Origin of the sequence: Streptomyces sp. NPDC058371 (assembly GCF_042723265.1) — a bacterium.
Classification (GTDB): domain Bacteria; phylum Actinomycetota; class Actinomycetes; order Streptomycetales; family Streptomycetaceae; genus Streptomyces.
Genome location: NZ_JBHXJC010000001.1, coordinates 706,366 through 729,889, shown reverse-complemented (window position 1 = coordinate 729,889; position 23,524 = coordinate 706,366). Strand labels below are relative to the sequence as shown.

Sequence of the window (23,524 nt, the reverse complement as noted above, 5' to 3'; positions counted from 1 at the left end):
AAGAGAGTGGGGGGTGTTCGGCGCTCGGCCGCGGACGCGGGGTTCAGCCCTTCACCGCGCCTTCGCCGACGCCGCGGAAGAAGTACCGCTGGAGACAGGCGAAGAGGGCGATCAGCGGTGCCACGGCGATGATCGTGCCCGCGGCGACGAGCCGTTCGTCGTTGGCGAAGGTGCCGTGCAGATAGTTGAGTCCGATGGTCAGGGTGAACTTCGACGGGTCGCTGAGCACGATGAGCGGCCACAGGAAGTCGTCCCAGGCCCCCATGAACGCGAAGATCGCGACCACGGCGAGCGTGCCCTTCACCGACGGCAGCGCGATCCGCAGGAACCGCTGCCAGGCGTTCGCCCCGTCGACGTAGGCCGCCTCCTCGATCTCGTAGGGGAGGTTGAGGAAGGCGTTGCGCATCAGCAGGACGTTCATCGCGCCGATGGAGCCGGGCAGGACGACTCCGATGAGCGTGTTGTTCAGACCCAGTTCACGCATCGTCGTGAACTGGGCGATGATGATGCCCTCCACCGGCACGAGCATCGCCAGGATGAAGACCAGCGTGGCCACCTTGCGTCCGCGGTAGCGCAGCCGGGCCAGGGCGTAGCCCGCGAGCGCGGAGCCCACGCAGTTGGTGACGACGTTGGCGCCCGCGACCTTCAGCGAGTTGAGCGCGTAGTCCCAGACGGGGATGGTGTCGGCGACCCGCCGGTAGTTGTGCATCGTGGGGTCGCTCGGCAGGAACTTCGGCGGTGAGCTGAAGATGTCCTCGGTCGGGCCCTTGAGCGAGGTCGACAGCTGCCACACGAAGGGGCCGACGGTCAGCGCGAGGACGCCGAGCAACAGCAGGTAGCGCAGGGCGAGTTCCCAGACGCGGATACGGCGGCCGTGCTCGTCGGTGACGCGGCGGCGGGGCTTGGCCGGGTCCGTCGGCAGTTCGCCGGGAGGTGCCTTCTCGACGGTGCTCACGCGTCCTCCTTCCGGTCGGCGCGCAGCACGAGCAGCATGAGCGCGACGGTGACGACGAAGACGACGACCGAGATGGCGGAGGCGTAGCCGACGCGGCCGGTCAGTCCGGTGCCGGTGCGCTGGACGAGCATGACGAGCGTGGTGTCCTCGCCCGCGGGACCGCCGTCCGGGCCCGCCATCAGATACACCTCGGAGAACACCTTGAAGGCGGCGACCGAGGAGAGCGCGCCGACCAGCACCATGGTGGAGCGGACGGCGGGCACGGTGACGGTGAAGAACCGGCGGATCGCGCCCGCGCCGTCGACCGACGCGGCCTCGTGCAGTTCGCGGGGCACATTGGCGAGTGCCGCCAGATAAATGATCATGTAGTAGCCGAGGCCCTTCCAGACCGTGACGGCCATGGCGCTCAGCAGGAGCAGCCACTGGTCGCTGAGGAAGCCGACCTTGCCGACGCCGATCGCCTCCAGCAGCGAGTTCACCAGGCCGCGTTCGTCCAGGAGCCACACCCAGATCAGACCGACCACGACGATCGAGGCGACCACGGGGGTGTAGAACGCCGACCGGAAGAAGGTGATGCCGGGGATGTTCTTCTGGACCAGCAGGGCGAGCAGCAGCGGCAGCAGCACCAGCGCGGGGACGACCCCGACGACGTACAGCGCACTGTTGCGCAGCCCGGTCCAGAACATCTCGTCGTGCAGCAGCTCACGGAAGTTGTCCAGGCCCACGAACCGGCCGGGGATCAGCGTCCGGCGGTCGGTGAAGGCGTTGACCAGCGTGGAGACGAACGGGTAGAGGATGAAGGCCCCCACGATCAGCAGACCGGGTGCGGCGAACAGCCAGGGACTGCTGGGCAGATGGCGCCGGACCCGCCCCGGGCTCCCCGCCGGCCGCGGGTCCTGCTGCCGCCCCGGACGCCGCACCCGAGCGACGGTGGAACTCGCCATGTCGGTTCAGCCCTGCTGCTTGAGCAGCGTGTTGCACGCCTCGACAGCTTTGTCGAGTGCCGCCTTGGGGCTTTCCTTGCCCTGGAGCGCCTTGGCCACCTCGTTGCGCAGCGCGGTCTTCATCTGCTCGCTGAAGAGGACCGGCGTGTAATTCACCGCGTTCTTGAGGGACTTGGCGGCGGCGATGCGCACGCGCGTCTCGTCGGTCCCGTCCTCCTTGGTGAAGTACGGGTCGTCCAGTGAGTTGGCGGTGCTCGGGAAGATCGCGACCTTCTTGGCGAAGGACATCTGGTTCTGGGCGTCGGTGACGTAGTGGGCGAAGGCGGCCGCGGCCGGCGTGTGCTTGGTGCGCGAGTTCACCATCACGCCCATGACGTACATGTTGACCTTGCCGGTGCTGGTGATCTGGTCCGTGATGCCGATGTTCTTGTACAGGTTCGGCGCCTGCTTCTTGAAGTTGCCGAGGTCCAGGGCACTGCCGGGGTTCATGGCGACGGCTCCGGTGAGGAACTTCTTGCCGGCGGACTCCGGGGTCGCGGTCAGCGCCTGCGAGTCGAGCGCCTTCGCGTCGTACAACTCCTTGTACTTGGTGAGGAGTTCGATGCCCTTGGCGTCGTTGAACGCGAAGGCGGTGCCTTCCTTGTTCATCAGCTGGACGCCGTAGCGGCCGAAGTCCTCGACCGTGGGCACGTTGGCGAGGGTGGCGACCTTGCCGTCGCTCTTCTTCGCCAGCTCCAGGGCGTCGGCGAAGAGTTCGTCGTACGTCGTCGGGGGCTTCTCCGGGTCGAGCCCGGCGTCCTTGAACAGGCTCTTGTTGTAGAACAGCGGGCCCGTGTTGAGGTACCAGGGGAAGGCGTACGTCCCGGTCATGCCCGGTATCCGGTGGCTGGCCCAGGCGCCGTCCAGGTACTCCTTCTTGTACTTCGCGGCAGACTTGTCGAGGTCGAGCGCGAGGCCCGCCTTGGCCAGCGGGGCGACCAGGTCGGGCGAGACGTTCACGACGTCGGGCAGGGTCCCGCCGGCCGCGTCCGCACTGATCTTGTCGGCGTAGCCCTCGGCGGGCTGGTCGACCCACTTCACCTTCGTGTCGGGGTACTTCTTCTCGAAGTCGGCGATCACGCCCTCGAAGTACGACTTGAAGTTGGCCCTCAGGTTCCAGGTCTGGAACGTGATGTTGCCTTCGATCTTGCCGGAGGCGTCCGTCGAACCGCTGCTGTCGTCGCCGGAGCCGCAGGCGCTCAGCGGCAGGACGACAGCGACGGCGGCGGCGGCGAGTGCTCTGCGAGGCATGCGCACGGTGACCGGGCTCCTTTGCACGGGTTGGCGATTGGTGCCGGGGCAGACCTTGCATCCAACTCGCGGGGGAAGTCAATGGATTTGGGGCAGCTAAATTCATTAGCTGCCCTCAGCCCTCATAACAGCGCAGGTCAGTGGAGTCTGCCGGACCTCTTGCAATCAGTGACTAATGCGCTTTAGATTGCCTCAGCTCAAGCGCATTAGTTCGCCGTCCCAGCAGAACTTGGAGCCAGGTTGCCAGCCAAGCGGTCGCCCGCCCGCCGGCCGACGATGAAGGACATCGCGCAGCGCGCCGGGGTCTCCGAGAGCGCGGTCTCCTTCGCGCTCAACGACCGGCCGGGGGTCTCCGAGGTCACCCGCGACCGGGTCCGCCGGGTCGCCGAGCAGCTCGGCTGGCGGCCCAGCGCCGCGGCTCGCCAGCTGTCCGGCGAAGGGGCGGCCACGGTCGGTCTGGTGGTGGCGCGCCCCGCCGACACACTGGGTGTGGACTCGTTCTTCCTCCAGCTGATCTCGGGCATCCAGGAGGTGCTGGCGGAGCGTCATCTCGGCCTGCTCTTCCAGGTGGTCGAGGACGTGGACGCCGAGTGCGCGGTCTACCGGCGGTGGTGGGCCGAGCACCGCGTGGACGGGGTGCTGGTCGTCGATCCGCGGACCGACGATCCCCGGCCGGACCTCCTCGACGAACTGGGGCTGCCCGCCGTCGTCATCGGGGGTGTGCCGGACGCCGGCCATCCCGGGCTGTCCATCGTCTGGGCGGACGACGCCGGCGCGATGGCCTCCGTCGTGGGCGGACTCCACGCGCTCGGCCACCGCCGGATCGTGCACATCGCGGGCCTGCCGGGGCTCGCCCACACCGAGCGCCGCATCCGCACCCTGCGCGCCGAGGCCGAGCGGCGCGGCCTGGCCGAGGTGCGCTCGGTGACCACGGACTACTCGGACGCCGAGGGCGCGGCCGTCACACGACGCGTCCTGGAGAGCGCCGCACCGCCGACCGCGCTGGTCTACGACAACGACGTGATGGCCGTCGCCGGGGTCGCCGCCGCGACGGAGCTGGGCTTCTCCGTGCCGGGCGATGTGTCGGTGGTGGCCTGGGAGGACTCCGCCCTGTGCCGGATGGTGAAGCCGTGGCTGTCCGCGCTCTCCCGCGACACCGTGGAGTTCGGCCGGACGGCCGCGCGGGAGTTGACCGCGCTGCTCGACGGCGGTCCGGCGCGCACGGTGCAGGTCCCGGTGCCGCGGCTGATCGAGCGGGACAGCACGGGGCCCCGGGGGACGTGACGCGGGGGCGGTGGACGGCGTAACCGGCGCCCACCGCTCTGACCGCGCCCCGCGTCACCGCCACGCGGCGGTCCGGCCCTCAGGACGCCTCGACCGCCGCCTTGATCCGCTGCCCGAACCCGTCGGCGTCCTTGCGTGCCGCGCCCAGGGCGAGGCCGACCAGGAGCTTGCCGACGCCATGGCCTTCGAGGACGTTGAAGATCCTGACCCGGGTCGTGCCCGGACCGGTCGCTTCGAGGTCGTAGCCGCCCTGGTCCGCCGTCACGAGGTTCTTCGAGACCTCGGTCCAGCGGATCAGGTGGGGAGGCTCGAACTCGGTGATCCGGAAGGTCCGGCCGGTCTTCATACCGGCGTCCTTGACCGTGCTCGTGAACACCGTGCCGACGGCCGTCGGGCCTTCCGGCGTCTTGGTGATCTTCTGGACCCTGGGGCTGAACTCGGGGTCGTTCGTGCCCGCCGCGAGGTAGGCGAAGACCTCCTCGACAGGGCGGTTGATCTCGGTCCTCGCCTCGAACTGACCGGCCACGGTTCCTCCTGTGCTGCGTCGCTGGAGCTCCGGCTGAGCGCCCGAGTCCGCCCAGCGCTCCCAGCCTACGGGCCCGGCCCCGCCCGTGCAGGTCGCACGGGGTGCCCCGATCCGGGGCCGGGCGCTGACGGGGCCGGGCCGCCCGCGTCAGGGAGACGCGGGGTCAGCCATGCCACTCCACCTTGAACACCCAGACATGCTTGCCGGCCCTGCGGGCCGCCTCCGGTACGTCGATCACCAGGGAACCGTTGCTGATCCTCCAGGTCAGCGGACGCCCGTGGCCGAGCATCGTGACCTCGTCGCCGCCACGGATCGGCACCGGCGCCTCGACGGTCAGCTTGGCGCCCGGCGCGGTCAGCGAATGGACGTAGAAGGCCTTGTCCTGCCTGACCGTGAACCGCAGGTCCTCGCCGAGCTGCGCCATCCGCGACCAGTACGTGGTGTCGTAGATCGCCTCGCCGTTGACCTTGAGCCAGCGGCCCGTCTCCCGCAGCCGGGTCTGCATGATCTCCGGGATGGTGCCGTCGGCCCGCGGTCCGATGTCGAGCAGGAAGTTGCCGTTCTTGGAGACGATGTCGACCAGGCTGTGCACGACCTCCTCCGTCGTCATGTACGCGGCGTCGGGCGTCGCCTGGTTGTATCCGTAGCTGAACGGGTCGAGCCCGCGGCTGGCCTCCCACTTCGCCACGACCGTGTTGTCGTACGTCGTGTACTCGGGCGTCGTGAAGTCGTGGAAGTCGATGCCGGCACGGTTGTTGACGGCCACCTCGTACGGCTTCGGCCGGTTCTTGCCGTGGTTGAAGTACTCGGCCAGGACGGTGCGGCTGTCGTTGGCCCCGCCGATGTCGCACCACAGCACGGAGGGGTCGTAGCCGTGGATCAGCTCCAGCATCTGCTGGGCCTGATAGTCCTTCACATAGTCCTTGCCCGCGGTGTATCCGGTGTACGGGACCGGATCCAGGGTGTACGGATTGCGCGGGGCGTGGCCCATCCAGGGGTTGTCGGGGTTGAACCACTCGGGCATGGAGAAGTACAGGCCGCGGTGCAGCTCCGGGGTGAACCGCTTGGAGGCGTCGAAGAGTTCGCGGATCAGGTCCCGCTTCGGGCCCATCTTCACCGAGTTCCGGTCGGCGACCTTGGTGTCCCACAGCGCGAAGCCCTCGTGGTGTTTCGAGGTCAGCACGTGGTACTGGGCACCGGCGTCCCGGAAGAGCTCCACCCACGACCGCGGGTCGAACCGCTTCGCCGTGAACATCGGGATGAAGTCGTCGTACGCGAAGTCCTCGCCGTACTTCTCCCGGTGGTACGCGTACACCGCGTTGTCCGGGCTCTGCATGTGGTTCCAGTACCACTCGGCGTACTGCTTGCCGACCGGGGACCAGGCCGGCACCGAGTAGAGGCCCCAGTGGATGAAGATGCCGAACTTCGCGCGATGGAACCAGTACGGCGCCTGGTGGCCCGCGAGCGACTCGTCGGTGGGGTGGTAGTCGGCGGTGCCGAGGGTCAACTTGCGGCTGCTCGACGCGACTTGCTGCCCGCGGCCGCTGACGACCACCTTGCCGTTCTGCGCGGTGCCGGGTGCCGTACCGGCCCGGTTGCGGATGCCGATGCGGACGCGGGCCTGCTCGCCGGGGTCGAGGCGGGTCACCCGGGCTGCCTCGACGGTTCGCGCGCCGGGCACCTCGACCCCGACCGACACATGGTCACCGGCGAGGACCGCGACCGTGCCCGCGTTGATGACGGTGGCCTCCACGCTCTGGGCCCCGCTCGACTCCAGCAGCGAGAAGGTGGAGTGCGCGTCCCGCAGGGCCAACGCCCTTCCCTGGGCTGCCGGTTGGAGCGAGAGCGCGAAGACGTGCAGGGCGGTCCGGTTCTCCTCGGCGGGGTTGGTGACCGGCAGGGTCAGGGCGACCGCCTCGCGCTGCGGGTCGATCCAGATCTCCGCCGTCCCGATGCCGACGGCGTGTTCGTCCTTGCTGCCGTCCGGACGGTAGCGGTAGGGGGCGGACAGCGTGCCGCCCGTCGCGTACCAGTCGGAACCGCCGAGCCCGGCCGTGGTGGCCGAACCGTCCGCGTAGTGCACGGTGGCCTTGCCGGAGGCGTCGCCATAACTGCCGGCGGTGAGGAACAGGGCCGACAGATACCGGCCCTTGGGGAGATCGATGCGCTGACCGAGGGCGACCACGTTGTTCTTCGCGCCCGCGGCCGACGACGGGAAGAGGAACGGGATTCCGTTGACCTCCATACGGCCGGCGGGGAGTTCCTCGCCCGGGAACGTGTAGCCCGAGCCGTCGAAGCTCCCGCCGTGCGCTGCCGCGGTGTCGATGCCGTCGTTGTCGAGGTGGGCGTCCAGGGGCACGGGTATCGGGTCGGGCACGGGGACCCACTGGCCCTTGATCCGGGCGTCGGCCGGGGTCACGGGCAGGCTCTCGGCCGACGCCGGGTCGGCTGTCGCGGCGGATGCGGAGGCGGCCGGGGGAACAGTCGCGGCGACAGCGGCTCCCGCGGCAGCCCCCAGGACCTGACGTCTTGGATACGTACTCATGAGCGGCTCCAATTCATCGGATGTTTGATGATCGAGCCGCCTTGAAATCCTGTCAATGGGGCGCGCAGAGAAGGAAGTTGAGCGAGTGGTCGGATGACCCCCGGTCCTGCGCCGAGACCCTTCCGCGCCCGCGGGAAAGTCCGACGGGAGGGTCCCGGATGTCCAAGGGGACGGGCCCGGGGCGGCGGGCGAGGCGGCGGGCCGGTGACGGTTTCTGACGCCGGAGCGGAGGCCGGCCGAGGCGACAGGTTCGGACGCCGAAGGGGAGGCCGGAGAGACGACGGGTTCGTCCGTCCGCAGGGAGACCGGAGAGACGACGGGTCGGGACGCCGAAGGGAGGTCGGTCGGGACGGACCGCAAGGTCCGAGCCCGGCAGCTCTCGACGCGGCCCCCGTTCCCGGGCACAGTGCTCCTCGTACTACTCACGAGTAGTACGAGCACTGCGAGCACGTCCACGCATCACCACACGACAGGGAGCGCCCGTGACCAGCTGGGTCGGCCGGACCGCCGTCGAGATAGCCGCCGCCGTACGCGAGAAGCGGGCCACGCCCCGCGAGGTGGTGGCGGAGCACCTCGCCCGCATCGAGCGCCTCGACGCCCAGGTCGGCGCGTTCCGCACGCTGCGCACCGAGGCGGCCCTCGCGGAGGCCGACGAGCTGGCCACCAGGGATCTCTCCGGACTCCCCCTGGCCGGCGTGCCCGTGGCCGTCAAGGACAACCTGGCCGTCCGCGGCGAGTCCACCCGCAACGGCTCGGCGGCGACTTCCGGGACACCGGCCGAGCACGACCACGTCACCGTGGCCCGGCTGCGCGCGGCGGGCGCCGTGGTGGTGGGCCTGACGAACGTGCCCGAACTCTGCGTCTTCGGGACCACGGACGGGGTGCACGGCATCGCCCGCAACCCGTGGGACACCTCGCGCACGGCCGGCGGTTCGTCGGGCGGCAGCGCCGCCGCGGTCGCGGCCGGGATGGTGCCGATCGCCCTCGGCAACGACGGCATGGGCTCACTGCGCATCCCGGCCGCCCACTGCGGTCTGGTCGGGCTGAAGCCGGGCCACGGCACGGTCCCGGCCGGAATCGGCCACGGCGACTGGTTCGGCATGTCGGAGAACGGACCGCTCGCGACCACCGTCGAGGACGCCCGCCTGATGTTCGCGGTCCTCTCCGCCACCGGCGCCGAGGCCGCCGGGGAGCACACGGCCAAGGCCGACACCGAGCACGCCGCAGTAGGCGCCGCGGATGTCGACGCCGACGCCGAGCACACGGCCGACGCCGACGCCGAGGTGAGCACCGCGGATGCCGACGCCGAGCACGTCGCGGTAAGCGCCGCAGATGCCGGCGCCGTACCGGCATACGGACCCGTCACCCACTCCATCGCGCTCTCCCTGCGCAGCCCCCTCCTCGGTGTGCGCGTCACCCGTCCGTATACGACCGCGGCCCGCGAGGCCGCCGAGCTGCTGGCGGAGGCGGGGCACCGGATCAGCTCGGCCGAGCCCCCGTACCCGTGGTGGCTCAGCACGACGTCACTCGCCCACTGGACGGCTGGCACGGCCGTGGACGCCGAGGAGCTCGACCGGGGACTGCTCACCCGGCGCACCCGCGTCCACGCGGCCGTGGGGCGCCGCTTCCTGCGCGGTGTACGCGGCGGCGGTCGCCGTGAGCAGCTGCGCCGCAGGATGGAACCGTTCTTCGCGGAGCACGACGTGCTGCTCACTCCGGCGCTCGCCCGGCGGGGGCCGGCCGCGGCGCCGTGGCACGAGCGGGGCTGGCTGCGCAACCTGCTGGTCAACACCGCCTGTTCGCCGCTGACGCCGACCTGGAATCTCACCGGCTGGCCCGCCCTGTCCGTCCCGTTCGGCACGCTGCCGTCGGGTGCCCCCTGCGCCGTACAACTCGTGGGGCGGCCGGGTTCGGAGCTGGTTCTCCTCGAAGTGGCGGAGCAGTTGGAGAAGCTGCGCCCCTGGCGGCGCACGGCACCGCTGGACTAGGGCCCGTCCCGACCGGAGGGATCAGCGCGCCCTCGCGGCTACAGCGCCTTGTACATGATGTGCAGGCCCACGCGCCCGTGCCGCGGGTGTTCGTACGCGTCCGGCACCGTGCCGAGGATCGTGAAGCCGAGCGAAGTCCACAGCCCGACCGCGGGGTTGGTCTCCACGACGGCGTTGAACACCATGCCGCGGTAGCCGTCGGCTTTCGCGGTGGCGAGGAGGTGTTCGGCGAGCGCGCGGCCGATGCCGTGTCCGGAACGGTCGGGATCGACCATGAAGCCGGCGTTGGCGATCCGGGCGGCGGGACCACCGTAGTTGGGGGTGACGTAGGCCGAGCCGACGACGGCTCCGGTGTCGTCCTCGGCGACGTACACCCTCTTGCCCGGGCCCATCCACAGGGCGCGGGCGGTCTCCTCGGCGGTGCCGGGGTCCCAGGCGTAGGTCTCGGCGGCAGCGACGATGCGGTGCCAGAAAGGCCAGATCCGCGGCCAGTCCTCGGCCGCGGCTTCTCTGATCAGCATGGGCGCGAGTCTGGCACGCCCATGCCGTCAGCTGTCGCGATGGGTTCCGTTTCCAGAGATCCGGAGGCCCGGAGTTCCGGAGACCCGAAGGTCAGTCCACGCTGGGCAGGATGTGCGGCTCGGCGAGGTCGTCCTCGTAACCCGCCAGCCGGATCGGGGCGGACCTGGACCACACGTCCAGGCTGCCGAGCTTCTTGTCGGGCCCCCGGCCTGCGCGCTCCATGCGTTCCTTGGAGCGTTGATCGCTACTCGTCTTCTCCGGTGTCACCGCGCACTCCTTATGTGTCGGGTCACCCTCGGGACGTACTGGCCCAGTCTGCTGCTGTGCGCCTGACGCCCGCTCGGGTCTGAGTCGAAGCAGTTCGGACGCGGTGGCGCCGGTAACTCGTATGAGAGCAGGCCGTGGTGATCGGCAAGTCCCGGGACGGACCGTGGGTGTGGGTGGAACCCAGTCTGGCTGTCCGTCCGATACAGAGTAACCAAATGAGCGGACGTCCGCTCGATGGGGCTGAAAACTCGAGGTAACTGTCTCGAGTCATTCAGCGTCCATCCGGCCCCGGTATAACGCAATTTGAGGGACTGTGCCCTACTTCATCGCCACCCATTCGGCTCAATGGCTGGAAGAGAGTGCGGGACACCCGGAAAACGCGGAAGAGATGAAGACCGCGGGGCGCACCGCACTCCGGCCGCCGGCCGGGGCGGCCCGCACCACCACGACGAACCGGCGGTTCCAGCCGGCCGATGGACCTGGCGGGAGAGACTCAGCCGATGCACGCCATCCTGCACGCTCTGTCCATCACCGGGTCGATGACCTGGGAGATCACCTGGGCACTGATCCTCGGGTTCGGGCTGTCCGCGATCGTGCAGGCGGTGGTGCGCAGGTCGACGGTCGTACGGCTGCTGGGCGACGACCGGCCCCGGACACTCGCGGTCGCCGCCGGCCTCGGCGCGGCCTCCTCGTCCTGTTCGTACGCTGCCGTGGCCCTCGCGCGCTCGCTGTTCCGCAAGGGCGCGAACTTCACGGCGGCGATGGCCTTCGAGATCGCCTCGACCAATCTGGTGGTCGAACTCGGCGTGATTCTGACCCTGTTGATGGGCTGGCAGTTCACCGTGGCCGAGTTCGTCGGCGGCCCGGTCATGATCGTGGTCCTGGCGGTGCTCTTCCGGATCTTCCTGCGGGAGGGCCTGCTGCGTGCCGCCCGGGAGCGGGCGGAGCGCGGGATCGCCGGGTCGATGGAGGGGCATGCCGCGATGGACATGTCGATCCAGGGAGAAGGGTCGTTCGCACGGCGGCTGTTCTCACGTGACGGCTTCACCTCGGTGGCCCACGTCTTCGTGATGGAGTGGGCGGCCATCCTGCGCGATCTCGTGATCGGCCTGCTGATCGCCGGGGCCATCGCGGCCTGGGTGCCCGACGCGTTCTGGCGTTCGTTCTTCCTGGACGGGCATCCGCTCGCCGCGAAGGTGATCGGCCCGCTCGTCGGGCCGCTGGTGGCGATCGCCTCGTTCGTGTGCTCCATCGGGAACGTGCCGCTGGCCGTCGTGCTCTGGAAGGGCGGCATCAGCTTCGGCGGCGCGGTCGCGTTCGTCTTCGCCGATCTGCTGATCCTGCCCATCCTGAACATCTACCGGAAGTACTACGGACTGCCGATGACCGGCTTCCTGCTGGTGACGTTCTACGCGGCCATGGTGCTCGCGGGGTACGTCGTGGAGTTCCTCTTCGGTGGACTCGGCCTCATCCCCGACCAGGGCGACGCGAAGATCCCCACGCAGGGCGTCACCTGGAACTACACGACCTGGCTCAACATCGTGTTCCTGCTGCTCGCGGCGGCTCTGGTCGTGCGGTTCCTGCGCACGGGCGGCCCGGCCATGCTGCGGATGATGGGCGGCTCCCCGGAGGCGACGGACGATCACGATGAGCACGGACACGACGGGCACGGGCACGGGCGGCACTGACCAGGAACCGCAGTTCAGGTCGCGTTGGCCGATTCGCAAGCCGGTCATGTTCTGCTGACGGCCGGCAACGGCTTTTCTCGCGGGAGGACCGACGCATGGAGCTGCGCAGCGTCGAGGAGCTGATGGATCTGCTGCACGCCTGCCGGGGTGCCGGGGCCACCCCCGCTCGCCCCCGCTCCCGGATCCGCCCCGGCGAGGGGACCCACGTCGGCGCGCCGGTCGATCTGCACCAGCACGCGCTGCAGACGGCCGCGCTGCTGCGCCGAAGTCATCCCAGTGACAAGGAACTCCAGGTGGCAGGGCTGGTGCACCCCCTTGGGCAGCTGCTGCGGCCCGGCGACCGCGCGGGCCACGCGGACCTGGCCGCGGACGCCGTGCGGCCACTGCTCGGCGAACGCGTCGCCCGGCTCGTCCGCCTCGTGCCTGCGCACGCGGGTGCGTGCCCGGAGGATCCATTCGCGGACGACTCCTGCCCCGACGACGTCCTCAGCCTGCGCCAGGCGGACGACGCGAGCCGGGTCGCCGGGCTGGACGCCGGCGTCCTGGAGGACTGGCGCACGGTCCTGGAGCTGGTGGCGGCGCAGAACTCACGCATGCGGGCGGCCGATTGACGCTCCGCCACTGGACGGCATCCAGCTGATGAGGGAGCGCGGGACCGCTCTGCGTGCACGCGGTGGCGGGGTGGTCCGCCGCTCCCACGGCGAGCCGGCTATCTCCCCGCAACGCGGGGCCGTCGGAACACGAAGGCCGCGGCCACCCCGCCGATCAGTCCGAAGAGATGCCCCTGCCAGCTGACCCCTTCGGCCGTCGGCAGCACTCCCCACAGGATCGAGCCGTAGACCGCGCCGACGAGGAGACCGACGAGCACGTCACCGACGCGGCGGTCCACGAATCCGCGGATCAGCAGATAGCCGAAGAGACCGAAGACGACGCCGGACGCGCCCGCCGTCGTGGAGTGGGCGGGAGCGGTGAACCACACGCCGAGGCCGCTGGTGAGGACGATCACGGTGACGACGGCGAGGAAGCGGCGTGCGCCCGACAGGGCGGCGAGGAAGCCGAGGACCAGCAGCGGCACGCTGTTCGCCGCGAGATGGGCGAAGCCGAAGTGCACGAAGGCGGCCGGCACGATGTCGCGCAGCTCGCCCGCCTCACGCGGGGTGATTCCGAAGGTGTCCAGCGCATGACCGCTCGCCGCGTCGACGGCCTCCAGCACCCAGAGCAGGGCGACCCAGCCCGCCATCAGAACAGCCGCGCCCTTGACCCGCTCACGGCGTGACGCCGCCGCGGGAAGAGTCGTGCTGTAGGGCTCGTACGCCATGGGACCCCCCTGTGTGCCCTCGTGTGGTGTTCAACGCCGTGAGGGCGCGGCCCGGTTCCCGTCGGTCGTCCGAATCGGTCGGCAGACGCCTATTCCTGGACCTGGTGTGTCAGGACAAGACGTCTCCAGGCAGACTTCATGCGTTGTAGTCCCACCACCATGAGGATCACGCATGATCACGCTCAAGAAGGAAGACGGCCCGGCGGATCTGGACGGGGTGACCCACCTGTCCATCGGGGTGTCCTGGGACCCGACCGCCGGCAGCAGTGGCGGAGTGATCGGGAAGATCCGCCGGAAGTCCGGCACCGATCTTGACCTGATCGCCATCGCGATGCAGGGCGCGGACCCCGTGCGGCTCGCCGGCCTCGATTCCCTGGACCCGCTGGGCAACGGCGCGTTGGTGCACAGCGGCGACAACCAGACCGGACGCGGGGACGGTGACGACGAGACGGTGACCGTCGAGTTCAGCCGGGTCCCGCCGAACATCACGGCGATCGTCTTCGTCGCGTCCGCGTACAAGAAGGGCAGCTCCTTCCAGAAGGCGCGGAACATCAGCTTCAAGGTGTACGACGCCACCGGCGGCACCACCCAGCAGGTCGCCGACATCTGGCCCAGCCTGCTCAGCAGCGACAACGGATGCGCGGTGGCCAAGGCGATCCGGGCCGGGTCGAGCTGGAAGCTCGAGGTGATCAACACGACGGGGAAGATCAAGCAGGGGGACGAGCAGGCCCTGATGCGCTTCGCGGTGAGCAAGTAGGAAGTGCCCCGGGCTGACGTCCCGCCGCGGCGCACCCCTCGGCGTCGGCCCGCCGGCTCCGCCTCCGGGAACCGGCCCCGAGCCGCCCCTGGTGACTGACGGTCCGTCATGAGACCGTACGCGGATGACGTCGCCGTACGGCCTTGAGGACAGGACCGCCCTGGTCACCGGGGGCTCGCGCGGGATCGGGCGGGCGGTGGCCGAGCAGCTGGTGCGGGCTGGGGCCCGGGTCTGCGTCACGGCACGGGACCCGGACGGGCTGCGGCGCACGGTCGAGGAAATCGGCGCTGTGGGTCTGCCGGGCACGGTCGCCGACCCCGCCCATCTGCGGGAGTTGACCGAGCTGGCGATGCGCGAGTTCGGGCGCATCGACGTGGTGGTGAACAACGCGGCGACCAACCAGCCGTACGGGCCGCTCATGGACGCCGACCCGGAGCGCTGGCGCGAGGCGTTCGCGGTGAACGTCGAGGCGCCGCTGCGTCTGGTGCAGTACGCCTGGCGGGCGTGGATGGGCGAGCACGGCGGCGCGGTCGTCAACGTCTGCACGGAGGGGCCGGGCATGTCGGCCCCCGGGTGGGGGCGTACGGCACGAGCAAGGCGGCGCTGCTGCACCTGACCCAACAGCTCGCCGGAGAGCTGGCCCCCAAGGTGCGGGTCAACTCCGTCTCCCCCGGGCTCGTGCGCACGGAGATGGCCCGCTTCGTCTGGGAGGACGGCGAGGACGAGGTCGCCGCCGGACTGCCGCTCGGGCGCATCGGCGAGCCGGCGGACATCGCCCGGGCCGTGGTGTGGCTGGCCTCGGACGCGGCGGAGTGGGTCACCGGCGCCGATCTGCTGGTGGACGGCGGTACGCGCGTACGGGCGGCGCACACCGCGGGGGCGAGCCCCTCAGCGGCGTACGCCGTCCATGACCGGCTGCGGAACCGCGCACCGGGCCCCCGCTGACGGCGTCACCACTTGCCGGGCGCGTAGTCCTTCATGAAGACGCCGAACAGTTCCTCGCCCTGCTCGCCGCGGACGATCGGGTCGTACACGCGGGCCGCGCCGTCGACGAGGTCGAGCGGGGCGTGGAAGCCCGCGTCGGCGAGGCGCATCTTGTCGGGGTGCGGGCGCTCGTCGGTGATCCAGCCGGTGTCGACGGCCGTCATCAGGATGCCGTCCTTCTCGAACATCTCCTGGGCGCTGGTGCGCGTGAGCATGTTCAGGGCCGCCTTGGCCATGTTGGTGTGCGGGTGGCCCGCGCCCTTGTAGCCGCGGTTGAAGACACCCTCCATCGCGGAGACGTTCACGATGTACGTGCGCTTGGCCTGCGCGGCCGCCATCGCCGCCCGCAGCCGGCTGATGAGGATGAACGGCGCGGTGGAGTTGCAGAGCTGGACCTCCAGGAGCTCGACCGGCGTGACCTCCTCGACCGACTGGATCCAGCTGTTGGTGTCGTGCAGGTCGGGCACGAGCCCGCCCGCGTCGATGGCCGTGCCGGCCGCGATCCGCTCCAGGGACGCCGAGCCGGACACCAGCGCGAGGTCGGTGACCTCCTTCGCGGTCAGTGCACCGCCCCCGGCGACCGGGAGCGCGGCCACGGCGCCCGAACCGAAGGTGCCGATCACCTCGGCGGGCGGCAGCTCACCGGTGGGCAGGGGGCCGGACTCGGCGGCGAGCAGCTCGCTGTAGGCGCCCGGGGAGCGGCGTACGGTCTGGGCCGCGTTGTTGATCAGGATGTCGAGCGGGCCCTCGGCGGCCACGGATTCGGCGAGGGCGACGACCTGGGCGGGGTCGCGCAGGTCGATGCCGACGATCTTCAGCCGGCCGATCCACTCGTCGCTGTCGGGCATGGCCTTGAAGCGGCGGATGGCGTCGTTCGGGAAGCGTGTGGTGATGGTGGTGTGCGCGCCGTCGCGGAGCAGCCTGAGCGCGATGTACATGCCGATCTTGGCGCGGCCGCCGGTGAGCAGCGCACGCTTGCCGGTGAGGTCGGCGCGGGCGTCGCGGCGGGAGCGGTTCTCGGCGGCGCAGTTCTGGCAGAGCTGGTGGTAGAAGTAGTCGACCTCGACGTACCGCGCCTTGCAGATGTAGCAGGAGCGCGGGCGCTGGAGTATCCCCGCGATCTCGCCCTGTTCCGTCACCGACGAGGGCAGGATGCCCTCCGTCTCGTCGTCGATGCGCTGGGCGGAGCCGGTGGCCGTGGACTCGGTGACCGCCTTGTCGTGGGCGGTCTTGGCGGCCCGGCGATCCTGGCGGCGGCGCTGCTTGACCGTGCGGTAGACGCCCGCGGTGGCGCGGCGCACGGCGACGGCGTCCGGGTGGTCGACGTCCAGCTTGTCGAGCTCGTCGAGCACGCTCAGGCAGACGGCCATCCGCTCCGGGTCGATGCCGGGGCCGTACGCGGCGTCCGCCACCCCTGCCGGGTCCACGGCGGAGGTCGCCTGGCTGTCGTCTGTCACCGTCATGGCCGTTGCCGTTCCTCGGGTTCAGCGCCGCGCTCGAACCGCGCTCGCTCTCGAAGGCGGAATTTTACGGAGCGCAGGGCAAAGGCACCAAACCGGCGATGATCATGGAGCGGTGGACGGCCGGTCCCGGGCCCCCGGCGCATGCCGCCCGGCGGCCCGGATCCCGTCGGTCAGACCGTGCAGGCGGCGAGCAGCGTCTCGACCTCCTCGGACAGCGCACGCGCCAGTACGTCCAGGTCCGGCACGGCCTCCGCGTCGGCGACGAGCCCGTAGTGGACACGGCCGCGGAACGTGGAGACGGCGACGGCGAGGGACTGCCCGTGGGCCAGCGGGGCGAACGGATAGACCTCGGTGAGCGGGCAGCCGCCGAGCTTCAGCCCGAGGCTGGGCAGCGGCACGCTGGTGACGAGGATGTCGTAGAGGAGCCGGGCCGCCTGTCCGACGACGGGTCCGCCGAGCCGGTGCCCGAGGGCCGGCACATGGTCGGCGAGCAGGGCGACGGCGCCCGCTCCGCGGTTCGGCCCCGCGTCCTTGTTGCGGTCCATGGCCGTCCGCACGGTACGCAGCCGGGCGAGCGGGTCGGGGTCGTCGACCGGGAGCCGTATGAGATAGCCGGAGAGCCGGTTGCCCTGCGGATGCGCGGTGCGCGGACGGCGCCTGGAGACCGGGATCAGGGCGCGGGGCGCGACTCCTTCGCTGCCGTCGCCGCGCTCGTCGAGCCAGCGGCGCAGGGCGCCCGCGACGACGGCGATCAGGACGTCGTTGACGGTGCCGCCCACGGACTTGCGGATGCGGTGCACCTCGTCGAGTTCGATGGCGACGCCGGCGGTGCGGCGGGTGCCGGTGGCCTCGGAGGTGAGCGCGGCCGAGGACCGTACGCCCCAGGTGGCGCGGGCGACGGAGGCGCCGATGTCGAGGGCCCGGCCCAGGTCGGAGAGGGTGCCGCGGACCAGGCCCGGCAGCTTGCGAACGTCCGGGAAGAGGCCCCGCGGGGGCTCCGCCGGGCGCGGCCGGGGCGCCGGCATGTCCATCGGGTCCATGAGCTCCGCGGCGAGCATCAGGGCCCGCAGCCCGTCGGCCAGGGCGTGGTGGAACTTGAAGAGGATGGCGAAGGAGACGCCGTCCTCGCCCGGCAGCACATGGGCCTCCCACGGGGGCTTGTCGCGCTCCAGCGGGCGCTCCATGAGGCGCCCCGCGTCCGTGTGGAAGTCCGTGGCCGGGGCATGCAGCCGTACGTGGTCGAGCGGGTCGAAGTCGGGGGCGGGCTCGCGGGCCGCGCCGCCGAAGGAGAGGGGGAAGGCGGGCGAGGTGAGCGGGAGCCTCGGCGGCTGCCACACGTCGCGGATCCGCATGCGAAGCCCCGGCACCGCGGCGGCGCGAGCGGCGAGCAGGTCGGCCGCGTGGGCACCCGCGGTGGGCGAATGAGCCGTGAAGACCCCGAGGGCGCCGAGGTGCATGGGGTGCTGGGCGGACTCGATGTTCCAGAACGCCAGGTCGAGTGGTGCGAGCAGGTCGGAGGTCAAAGGCTTGCTCTCGCGTCGACGACGGGTGAACAAGCAGTCAATCCCTGAGAGGCGATTACGGTCAAGTACGATCAAGCTACGCTCAGTTAACAGCAGATTAAGTCCCGCACCTCGGGGAGGGGCGGAACTCAAGAGCCGCCTGAGGTCAGTTCAACGCGGGGGGCGCCGCGTCGGCCGCCGTACCCCACCCGGACGGCTCGCCGCCGACCGTGAAGGCGAGCGAGCGCAGCCCCCGCAGCGACTCGGTCGTCAGATACGTCCGGTCGTACGCGGCACCGTCCGTGCGGGCCGACTGGATGTACCGGGCGGTGTCCGAGGTGCCCGGTGCCGTGATGGTCAGCCCGCCGCGCGGGTAGTAGCGGCGGTCGAGGGTGAGATCGACCCGGTCGAAGACGGGCGTGGACAGGCCCCAGGTGTCATAGCCGGGCTGCACCGGGAAGATCCCGATCGACGACAGGACGTTCCAGGCCGACATGGTGCCCAGGTCGTCGTTGCCGGTCATGCCGGTCGGGGCGTCCGTGAAGAGGGTCAGCGCGGCGTGCACCACGTCGGTCGTCTTCCAGGGCTGTCCGGTCGAGAGGTAGGTGTACGGGGCGATCAGGTCGGGCTCGTTCTGCGGGTTGTACTTGTCCGCGTTGTAGTAGTCGTACGGACCGTTGACCCACACGTCGCGGGCCGTCTTCGCCGGGTCCTTCAGCAGCTGCTCGTACGCGAAGAACGAGTCGAGCCGGTCGTTGGCCGCCTGCTTGCCGCCGATCAGGTCGACCATGCCCGGCAGGTCCTGCGGCACCAGCCACTGGTACTGCCAGGACGTGCCCTCGTGGAAGCCCTCGCTCTTGGCCGGGTCCTCGGGGCCGGCGAAGGCGCCGGACGCGTCCCGGGCCCGGAAGAAGCCGGTCGAGGGGTCGAAGATCTCGCGGTAGTTCTGCGCCCGGTCGGCATAGCGCGCGGCGTCCGCCTCGTGACCCAGGTCCCGCGCCATCTCGGCGAGCATCGCGTCCGACAGGGCGTACTCCAGGGTCGCGGAGGGGCCGTGGTCGTAGTCGGAGTCACCGGGCTTCGTGTGCGGACGGCCCTTGATGTAGGGCGCGAAGCCGTTCGCGATGTACTCCCGGTTGGCCTCGCGGCCCACTGCGGGCGAGTCCGCCGGCGGCATCCCGTCGGCGTTCTTCTTCAGTGCGCGGTAGGCCCGCTCCTCATAGCCCTTCAGCAGGCCCTGCTGGTAGGCGTTGGTGAGGAAGGGGGTGACCGGATCGCCGGTCATGATGTTCGTCTCGGCCGTGCCGTAGCCCCATTTGGGCAGCCAGCCGCTCTCCTCGTCGATTTTCACGACGGAGATCGCCATGTCCCGCGCCTCGTGCGGCGCGAGGAGGGAGAGGAGCTGGGACTGGGTGCGGTAGGTGTCCCACAGCGACCAGTTCTGGTAGTACGTGAAGCCCTCGGCGCGGTGGATCCTCTGGTCCCAGCCGGTGTAGCGGCCGTCGGCGTCACTGCCGATGTTGGGCGCCAGGAAGGATCGGTACAGGGACGAGTAGAAGGTGCGGCGGAGGGTGTCGCTGCCGCCCCGGGCGCGTACGTCGCCGAGGCGGTCCTCCCAGGAACGCTGCGCCGCACGGCGGACGGTGTCGAAGGAACGTCCGCCCTCGGAGCGGAGGTTGGCCGCGGCGCCGCCGGCGTCGACGTACGACAGGGCGGTGGTCGCCTCGACCGTCCGGTCCTTCCTCGTGTCGAAGCGGACGAAGGCGCCGTTGCGACCGGTGCCCGCCGATTCCTTGGAGCCCGGGGTGACGGTGTCGCCGCTCCAGGTGCCGGAGGTGGTGAACGGCCGGTCGAACCGGGTGATCGTGTACACGGTGTACGGCTTCGTGGCCTGGCAGAAGCCGCTGCCGGTGATGGCGGTGCGCACCGTGCGGCTGTCGAGGATCTCCACCTTGGTGGAGACCGTCCTGTGCAGCGACTGGCCCGCGTTGAGCAGGACGTTGGCCCTGTCCGTGGCCGGGAAGGTGTAGCGCTGCACGCCGGTGCGCTCCGAGGCGGTCAGCTCGGCCTCGATGCCGGTCTTCAGGCCGACCTGGTAGGAGCCGGGGCTCGCGCTCTCGTCGTCGTGGCTGAACTCGGCCTGGTATTTCGCGTAGTCCGTCTGGCTGACGTCCCCGGTCGTGGGCAGCACCGGCAGATCACCGCCCAGACCGCAGCCCACGCCCGACAGATGGACGAGGGAGAAGCCGCGGATGTGGTTCTGGGAGTAGTCGTAGCCGGTGTTGTGGCCGGTATCCGGCGAGAACTGCACCATGCCGAAGGGCACGGCGGCGCCGGGATAGGTGTTGCCCTCGTTCTCCGTCCCGATGAACGGGTTGACCAGATCGGCGAGTTGACCGGCGCGCGGGGCGGCCGCCTGAGCCGCCGGAGCCGCGAGAGCGCCCCCGAGGAGCGCGGCCGCCGCGACCACCGTCCCCGCACCGCGTAGCCGTTGGGTCCATCTCATGGGCGGGACCGCCTCCTCAAGGCTTGGACAACGTTGTCAAAGCGCACAGCGCGCTCATTCTTCGTCGTGCGGATGTACTCGTCAAGGGTCGCGGCCGGACGGGGAATTCGGCATTCAGGCGAACCGCGGCCCTCCCCCGACGCGACGCCGCGCCCGACGGCTCCGGGGTCCTGGATCCCCTGCCCCGGGTCCGCCCGCGCGCCGCCTCGACGGAGCGCCGCGGTTCGGTCCGCCCTCCGCCGAGGCGGCGGGCGGACCGAACCTGCGAACCGTCAGCGGGCCGGGGCGAGGCGCACGCGGAGCAGCGGGGAGGCTCTCACCGGGCGCGCCCCGCCGTCAGGGACAACCCGCCGGCGTCGGCTGCGAAGCGTCCTGGATCAGCGCGTCGTGGGCCGCCTTCAGCCGCCCCACGTCGGGCTTGACCACCTTCCGGTCATAGGTCAGCAGCCCGTTCAGCTCGCCCTCCACATCCGAGATCTGGGTGTAGACGGCGCCGTTGCCGCCCTTGCAGGCGAGCTGGTGCACCTCGGCGAGACGGGCCAGGTAGTCGTCCGTGTATGCCGACGGGTCGACGTCCACGTACGACTGCTGCACCGACCAGGCATGGCCCGGCACCGCGAGGCCGAGGCCGCCGTACTCGCCGCTGACCAGGGCCCGTTTCCCGTCGGGGTGGGGTGGCAGCGCCGGGCTCGGATAGCCGTGCTCGTCCATGATGTCGCCGGTGCCGCCGTCGGCTCCCAGGTTGAGGCCCGACATGCTGTTGACCAGCCGCGTGGGATCCCAGGACTTGGCCTGGTCGGCGATGCGGGCCTCGTCGTACTGGCCCCAGCCCTCGTTGAAGGTCACCCACATCACGATCGACGGGCTGCTGATGTGCTCGTCGATCATCTGCTTCATCTCGCGCTCGTACTCGGCGCGGGACGCGGCGTCCGGGTTCACCCCGGCGGTCATCGCGGGCATGTCCTGCCAGACCATCAGACCCAGTTTGTCCGCCCAGTAGAACCAGCGGTCGGGTTCGACCTTGATGTGCTTGCGGACGGCGTTGAAGCCCATCTGCTTGTGCATCTTCAGGTCGTACGCGAGGGCCTGGTCGGTCGGCGCGGTGTGCAGTCCGTCCGGCCAGAAGCCCTGGTCGAGCGTGGCCATCATGAAGACGGGCTTCCCGTTGAGGACGGTGCGCGGAGTGCCGTTCACCTTCTCGACGGCGATGGACCGCATCCCGAAGTAGCTCTTGACGCGGTCGCGCCCCACGCTCACGTCGAGGTCGTAGAGGAACGGGTCGTCGGGCGACCACAGGCGGGCGTCGGGGACCTTGAGGGTCAGCGGGGTGCCGGTCCGTCCGGTCACCGTGCCGACCTTGCGCTTCCCCTGGTACGCCGTTGCCTTGACGGTCACTCCGGCGCGAACACCCTTGGTTTCAATGGCCAGTTGACCGTGCTCGACGTGGGGCGTGAGCTTGAGCGAGTCGACGTGGTCGGCCGCCACCGGCTCCATCCAGACCGTCTGCCAGATACCGGACGACGGCGTGTACCAGATGCCGCTGGGGTCCAGGCGCTGCTTGCCGACCGGCGGGTTCTCGCCGCCCTGCGCGTCGGTCGGGTCGTACACCCCCACGATCAGTTCCTGGGTGCGGCCCGGCTTCAGCGCATCGGTGATGTCGGCGCTGAACTTGTCGTAGCCGCCCTTGTGTTCGGCGACCCTGGTGCCGTTGACGTACACCTCGGACTGCCAGTCGACGGCGCCGAAGTTGAGCTGGAGCCGTTTGCCGGAACCGACCTTCCAGTCGCGGGGGACGGTGAAGGTGCGGCGGTACCACATGCGGTCCTCGTGCCGCTCGATGCCGGAGAGCTGGGACTCCACGGGGTACGGAACGAGGATCTTCTCCGCGAGGTTCCTGCCGACCGGGGGCCGCTCGCCGGCCGCGGCCGCGGCGAACTGCCAGGATCCGTTGAGGTTCTGCCAGGAGTCGCGGGTCAGCTGGGGCCGCGGGTACTCGGGGTGGGCATTGCCCGGTCCGACGTCGTCCGCCCACTGGGTGCGCAGTTCGTACGTGGAGTGGTTCGGGCCGCTGCTCCAGAACGCGCTGACAACGTTGCCGTTCGAGCCGGAGAGCCCGCCCTTGCCGTCGTAGCGCAGGTCGGCGGTGCCCCGGGCGGTGCCGGTCCTGTTGCCGACGACCGGTTCCTTGAGGCCGATGAGCAGGGACTTCGGGTCGGCCGGGTCCAACTTGGCGGATTCCAAAGGCCACTTGGCGCCGCCGATCACGGTATCGGCGTGGTCAGTGAACCCGGCCGGGGGTGCGGTCAGGTCCTGCGCGAAGTCGAGACGGAGCGTACGGCCGTCCGCGGTGACGGTGGTCGCGACGGCACCGTCGTAGACGTATCCGTCGGGCAGCCGGAACGCGGACTGCGGGACGGCCGCCTTGCTGCCGCCGGGCGGGGTCCAGCGCAGATGGAGGTTGGAGCCGCCGAAGTGCTCGAAGTACTCGACCTTGAGGTCGTAGGCGTGCCCGGCGGTCAGCTCGACCGGCTGCGAGGTCTGCTCCCGGTCCCAGTCGTCGACCCAGTGGTCGATGGCCGGCTTGCCGTCGACCCACAGCCGGAAGCCGTTGTCGCCGGTGATCGAGAAGGTGTGGAGGCCGGTCTTCTCCGGCACGATCCTGCCGGTCCAGCGGACGCTGACGTCGTCCGACCGTCCGGTGGCGAAGTCCAGTCGCGGCTCCAGATTGTCGAAGTCGAGGCGGGGGTCGAATCCGGTGGCCTTGAGCTCGTGGAAGTCGAAGGCTCCGGGTGCGGACTGGGTGTAGTACTCGCCCTTCAGGCCGTGGACCTCGACAGGGTCGTCGGCCGCGGTCGCGGTGGGTACGGCGGCGAGTCCCGCCATGCCGAGCACCGCTGCGAGCAGGAGCGCCATGCGGGTTCTGAGTCGTCTGATGCTCACGATCCTCCTTGGCTGAGGAAGGGTGGCGGCTCGTTGCTTCAGTCT

Annotated in this window: 17 protein-coding genes and 1 pseudogene; 6 read left to right on the top strand and 12 right to left on the bottom strand. The window is 70.4% G+C overall.

All coding sequences use genetic code 11. The annotated features are described in order from the left end of the window. Positions 1 to 43 precede the first annotated feature (43 nt). From ACFWM2_RS03170 to ACFWM2_RS03160, 3 genes are read right to left on the bottom strand one after another with little or no spacing between them, the layout of a single operon-like run. Positions 44 to 955, bottom strand: a complete 912-nt coding sequence (locus tag ACFWM2_RS03170) for a carbohydrate ABC transporter permease (protein WP_383272390.1) — start codon at positions 953 to 955, stop codon at positions 44 to 46. Continuing rightward, positions 952 to 1,899: a carbohydrate ABC transporter permease gene (locus ACFWM2_RS03165; RefSeq protein WP_383272388.1), complete on the bottom strand. Its 948-nt coding sequence runs from the start codon at positions 1,897 to 1,899 to the stop codon at positions 952 to 954. Before ACFWM2_RS03165 ends, ACFWM2_RS03170 begins: the two co-directional genes overlap by 4 nt. Before the next feature lie 6 nt (positions 1,900 to 1,905). Further along, positions 1,906 to 3,189 carry an ABC transporter substrate-binding protein gene (locus ACFWM2_RS03160; RefSeq protein WP_383272386.1) on the bottom strand — a complete coding sequence of 428 codons (1,284 nt, stop codon included), beginning with the start codon at positions 3,187 to 3,189 and terminating at the stop codon, positions 1,906 to 1,908. Between the two features lie 240 nt (positions 3,190 to 3,429). On the opposite strand from ACFWM2_RS03160, the gene ACFWM2_RS03155 reads away from it, so the two are divergent. Further along, positions 3,430 to 4,473 (top strand): LacI family DNA-binding transcriptional regulator, encoded by a 1,044-nt coding sequence (locus tag ACFWM2_RS03155; protein ID WP_383272384.1) that lies wholly within the window; start codon positions 3,430 to 3,432, stop codon positions 4,471 to 4,473. 79 nt (positions 4,474 to 4,552) lie between these two features. On the opposite strand, the gene ACFWM2_RS03150 is transcribed toward ACFWM2_RS03155, so the two are convergent. Next, positions 4,553 to 4,999, bottom strand: a complete 447-nt coding sequence (locus ACFWM2_RS03150; protein WP_383272382.1) for an SRPBCC family protein — start codon at positions 4,997 to 4,999, stop codon at positions 4,553 to 4,555. Positions 5,000 to 5,162: 163 nt separating this feature from the next. Further along, a complete protein-coding gene (locus ACFWM2_RS03145) occupies positions 5,163 to 7,544 on the bottom strand; it encodes an alpha-L-fucosidase (RefSeq protein ID WP_383272380.1) in 2,382 nt (793 codons plus the stop codon). Between the two features lie 482 nt (positions 7,545 to 8,026). Here ACFWM2_RS03145 and ACFWM2_RS03140 point away from each other — a divergent pair, with 482 nt between their 5' ends. Then, a complete protein-coding gene (locus ACFWM2_RS03140) occupies positions 8,027 to 9,532 on the top strand; it encodes an amidase (protein WP_383272378.1) in 1,506 nt (501 codons plus the stop codon). A gap of 38 nt (positions 9,533 to 9,570) precedes the next feature. Here ACFWM2_RS03140 and ACFWM2_RS03135 read toward each other — a convergent pair whose 3' ends face one another. After that, positions 9,571 to 10,053, bottom strand: a complete 483-nt coding sequence (locus ACFWM2_RS03135; protein ID WP_383272376.1) for a GNAT family N-acetyltransferase — start codon at positions 10,051 to 10,053, stop codon at positions 9,571 to 9,573. Positions 10,054 to 10,144: 91 nt separating this feature from the next. Beyond that, entirely contained in the window at positions 10,145 to 10,321 is a 177-nt protein-coding gene (locus ACFWM2_RS03130) for a hypothetical protein (protein ID WP_383272374.1), read from the bottom strand. 500 nt (positions 10,322 to 10,821) lie between these two features. Between ACFWM2_RS03130 and ACFWM2_RS03125 the strand changes: the two genes are divergently transcribed. Beyond that, a complete protein-coding gene (locus ACFWM2_RS03125) occupies positions 10,822 to 12,009 on the top strand; it encodes a permease (RefSeq protein ID WP_383272372.1) in 1,188 nt (395 codons plus the stop codon). Between the two features lie 95 nt (positions 12,010 to 12,104). Continuing rightward, positions 12,105 to 12,620 (top strand): hypothetical protein, encoded by a 516-nt coding sequence (locus tag ACFWM2_RS03120; RefSeq protein ID WP_383272370.1) that lies wholly within the window; start codon positions 12,105 to 12,107, stop codon positions 12,618 to 12,620. Positions 12,621 to 12,718: 98 nt separating this feature from the next. Here ACFWM2_RS03120 and ACFWM2_RS03115 read toward each other — a convergent pair whose 3' ends face one another. Continuing rightward, the gene (locus ACFWM2_RS03115) at positions 12,719 to 13,249 is read right to left on the bottom strand and encodes a rhomboid family intramembrane serine protease (protein ID WP_383274108.1); all 531 of its coding nucleotides are present in this window, start codon (positions 13,247 to 13,249) and stop codon (positions 12,719 to 12,721) included. A 250-nt stretch (positions 13,250 to 13,499) separates the two neighbouring features. Between ACFWM2_RS03115 and ACFWM2_RS03110 the strand changes: the two genes are divergently transcribed. Next, the gene (locus ACFWM2_RS03110; protein WP_383272368.1) at positions 13,500 to 14,084 is read left to right on the top strand and encodes a TerD family protein; all 585 of its coding nucleotides are present in this window, start codon (positions 13,500 to 13,502) and stop codon (positions 14,082 to 14,084) included. Between the two features lie 124 nt (positions 14,085 to 14,208). Then, positions 14,209 to 15,029, top strand: a pseudogene (locus ACFWM2_RS03105) (SDR family oxidoreductase). A 5-nt stretch (positions 15,030 to 15,034) separates the two neighbouring features. On the opposite strand, the gene ACFWM2_RS03100 reads toward ACFWM2_RS03105, so the two are convergent. The 4 genes from ACFWM2_RS03100 to ACFWM2_RS03085 form a co-directional block, all read right to left on the bottom strand. After that, the gene (locus tag ACFWM2_RS03100) at positions 15,035 to 16,531 is read right to left on the bottom strand and encodes an SDR family NAD(P)-dependent oxidoreductase (protein WP_383272366.1); all 1,497 of its coding nucleotides are present in this window, start codon (positions 16,529 to 16,531) and stop codon (positions 15,035 to 15,037) included. A gap of 170 nt (positions 16,532 to 16,701) precedes the next feature. Further along, positions 16,702 to 18,054 carry a wax ester/triacylglycerol synthase family O-acyltransferase gene (locus tag ACFWM2_RS03095; RefSeq protein ID WP_383274105.1) on the bottom strand — a complete coding sequence of 451 codons (1,353 nt, stop codon included), beginning with the start codon at positions 18,052 to 18,054 and terminating at the stop codon, positions 16,702 to 16,704. Positions 18,055 to 18,199: 145 nt separating this feature from the next. Beyond that, the gene (locus ACFWM2_RS03090) at positions 18,200 to 20,539 is read right to left on the bottom strand and encodes a GH92 family glycosyl hydrolase (RefSeq protein ID WP_383272364.1); all 2,340 of its coding nucleotides are present in this window, start codon (positions 20,537 to 20,539) and stop codon (positions 18,200 to 18,202) included. 336 nt (positions 20,540 to 20,875) lie between these two features. Beyond that, entirely contained in the window at positions 20,876 to 23,479 is a 2,604-nt protein-coding gene (locus tag ACFWM2_RS03085) for a PA14 domain-containing protein (protein WP_383272362.1), read from the bottom strand. Between the last annotated feature and the right edge of the window lie 45 nt (positions 23,480 to 23,524).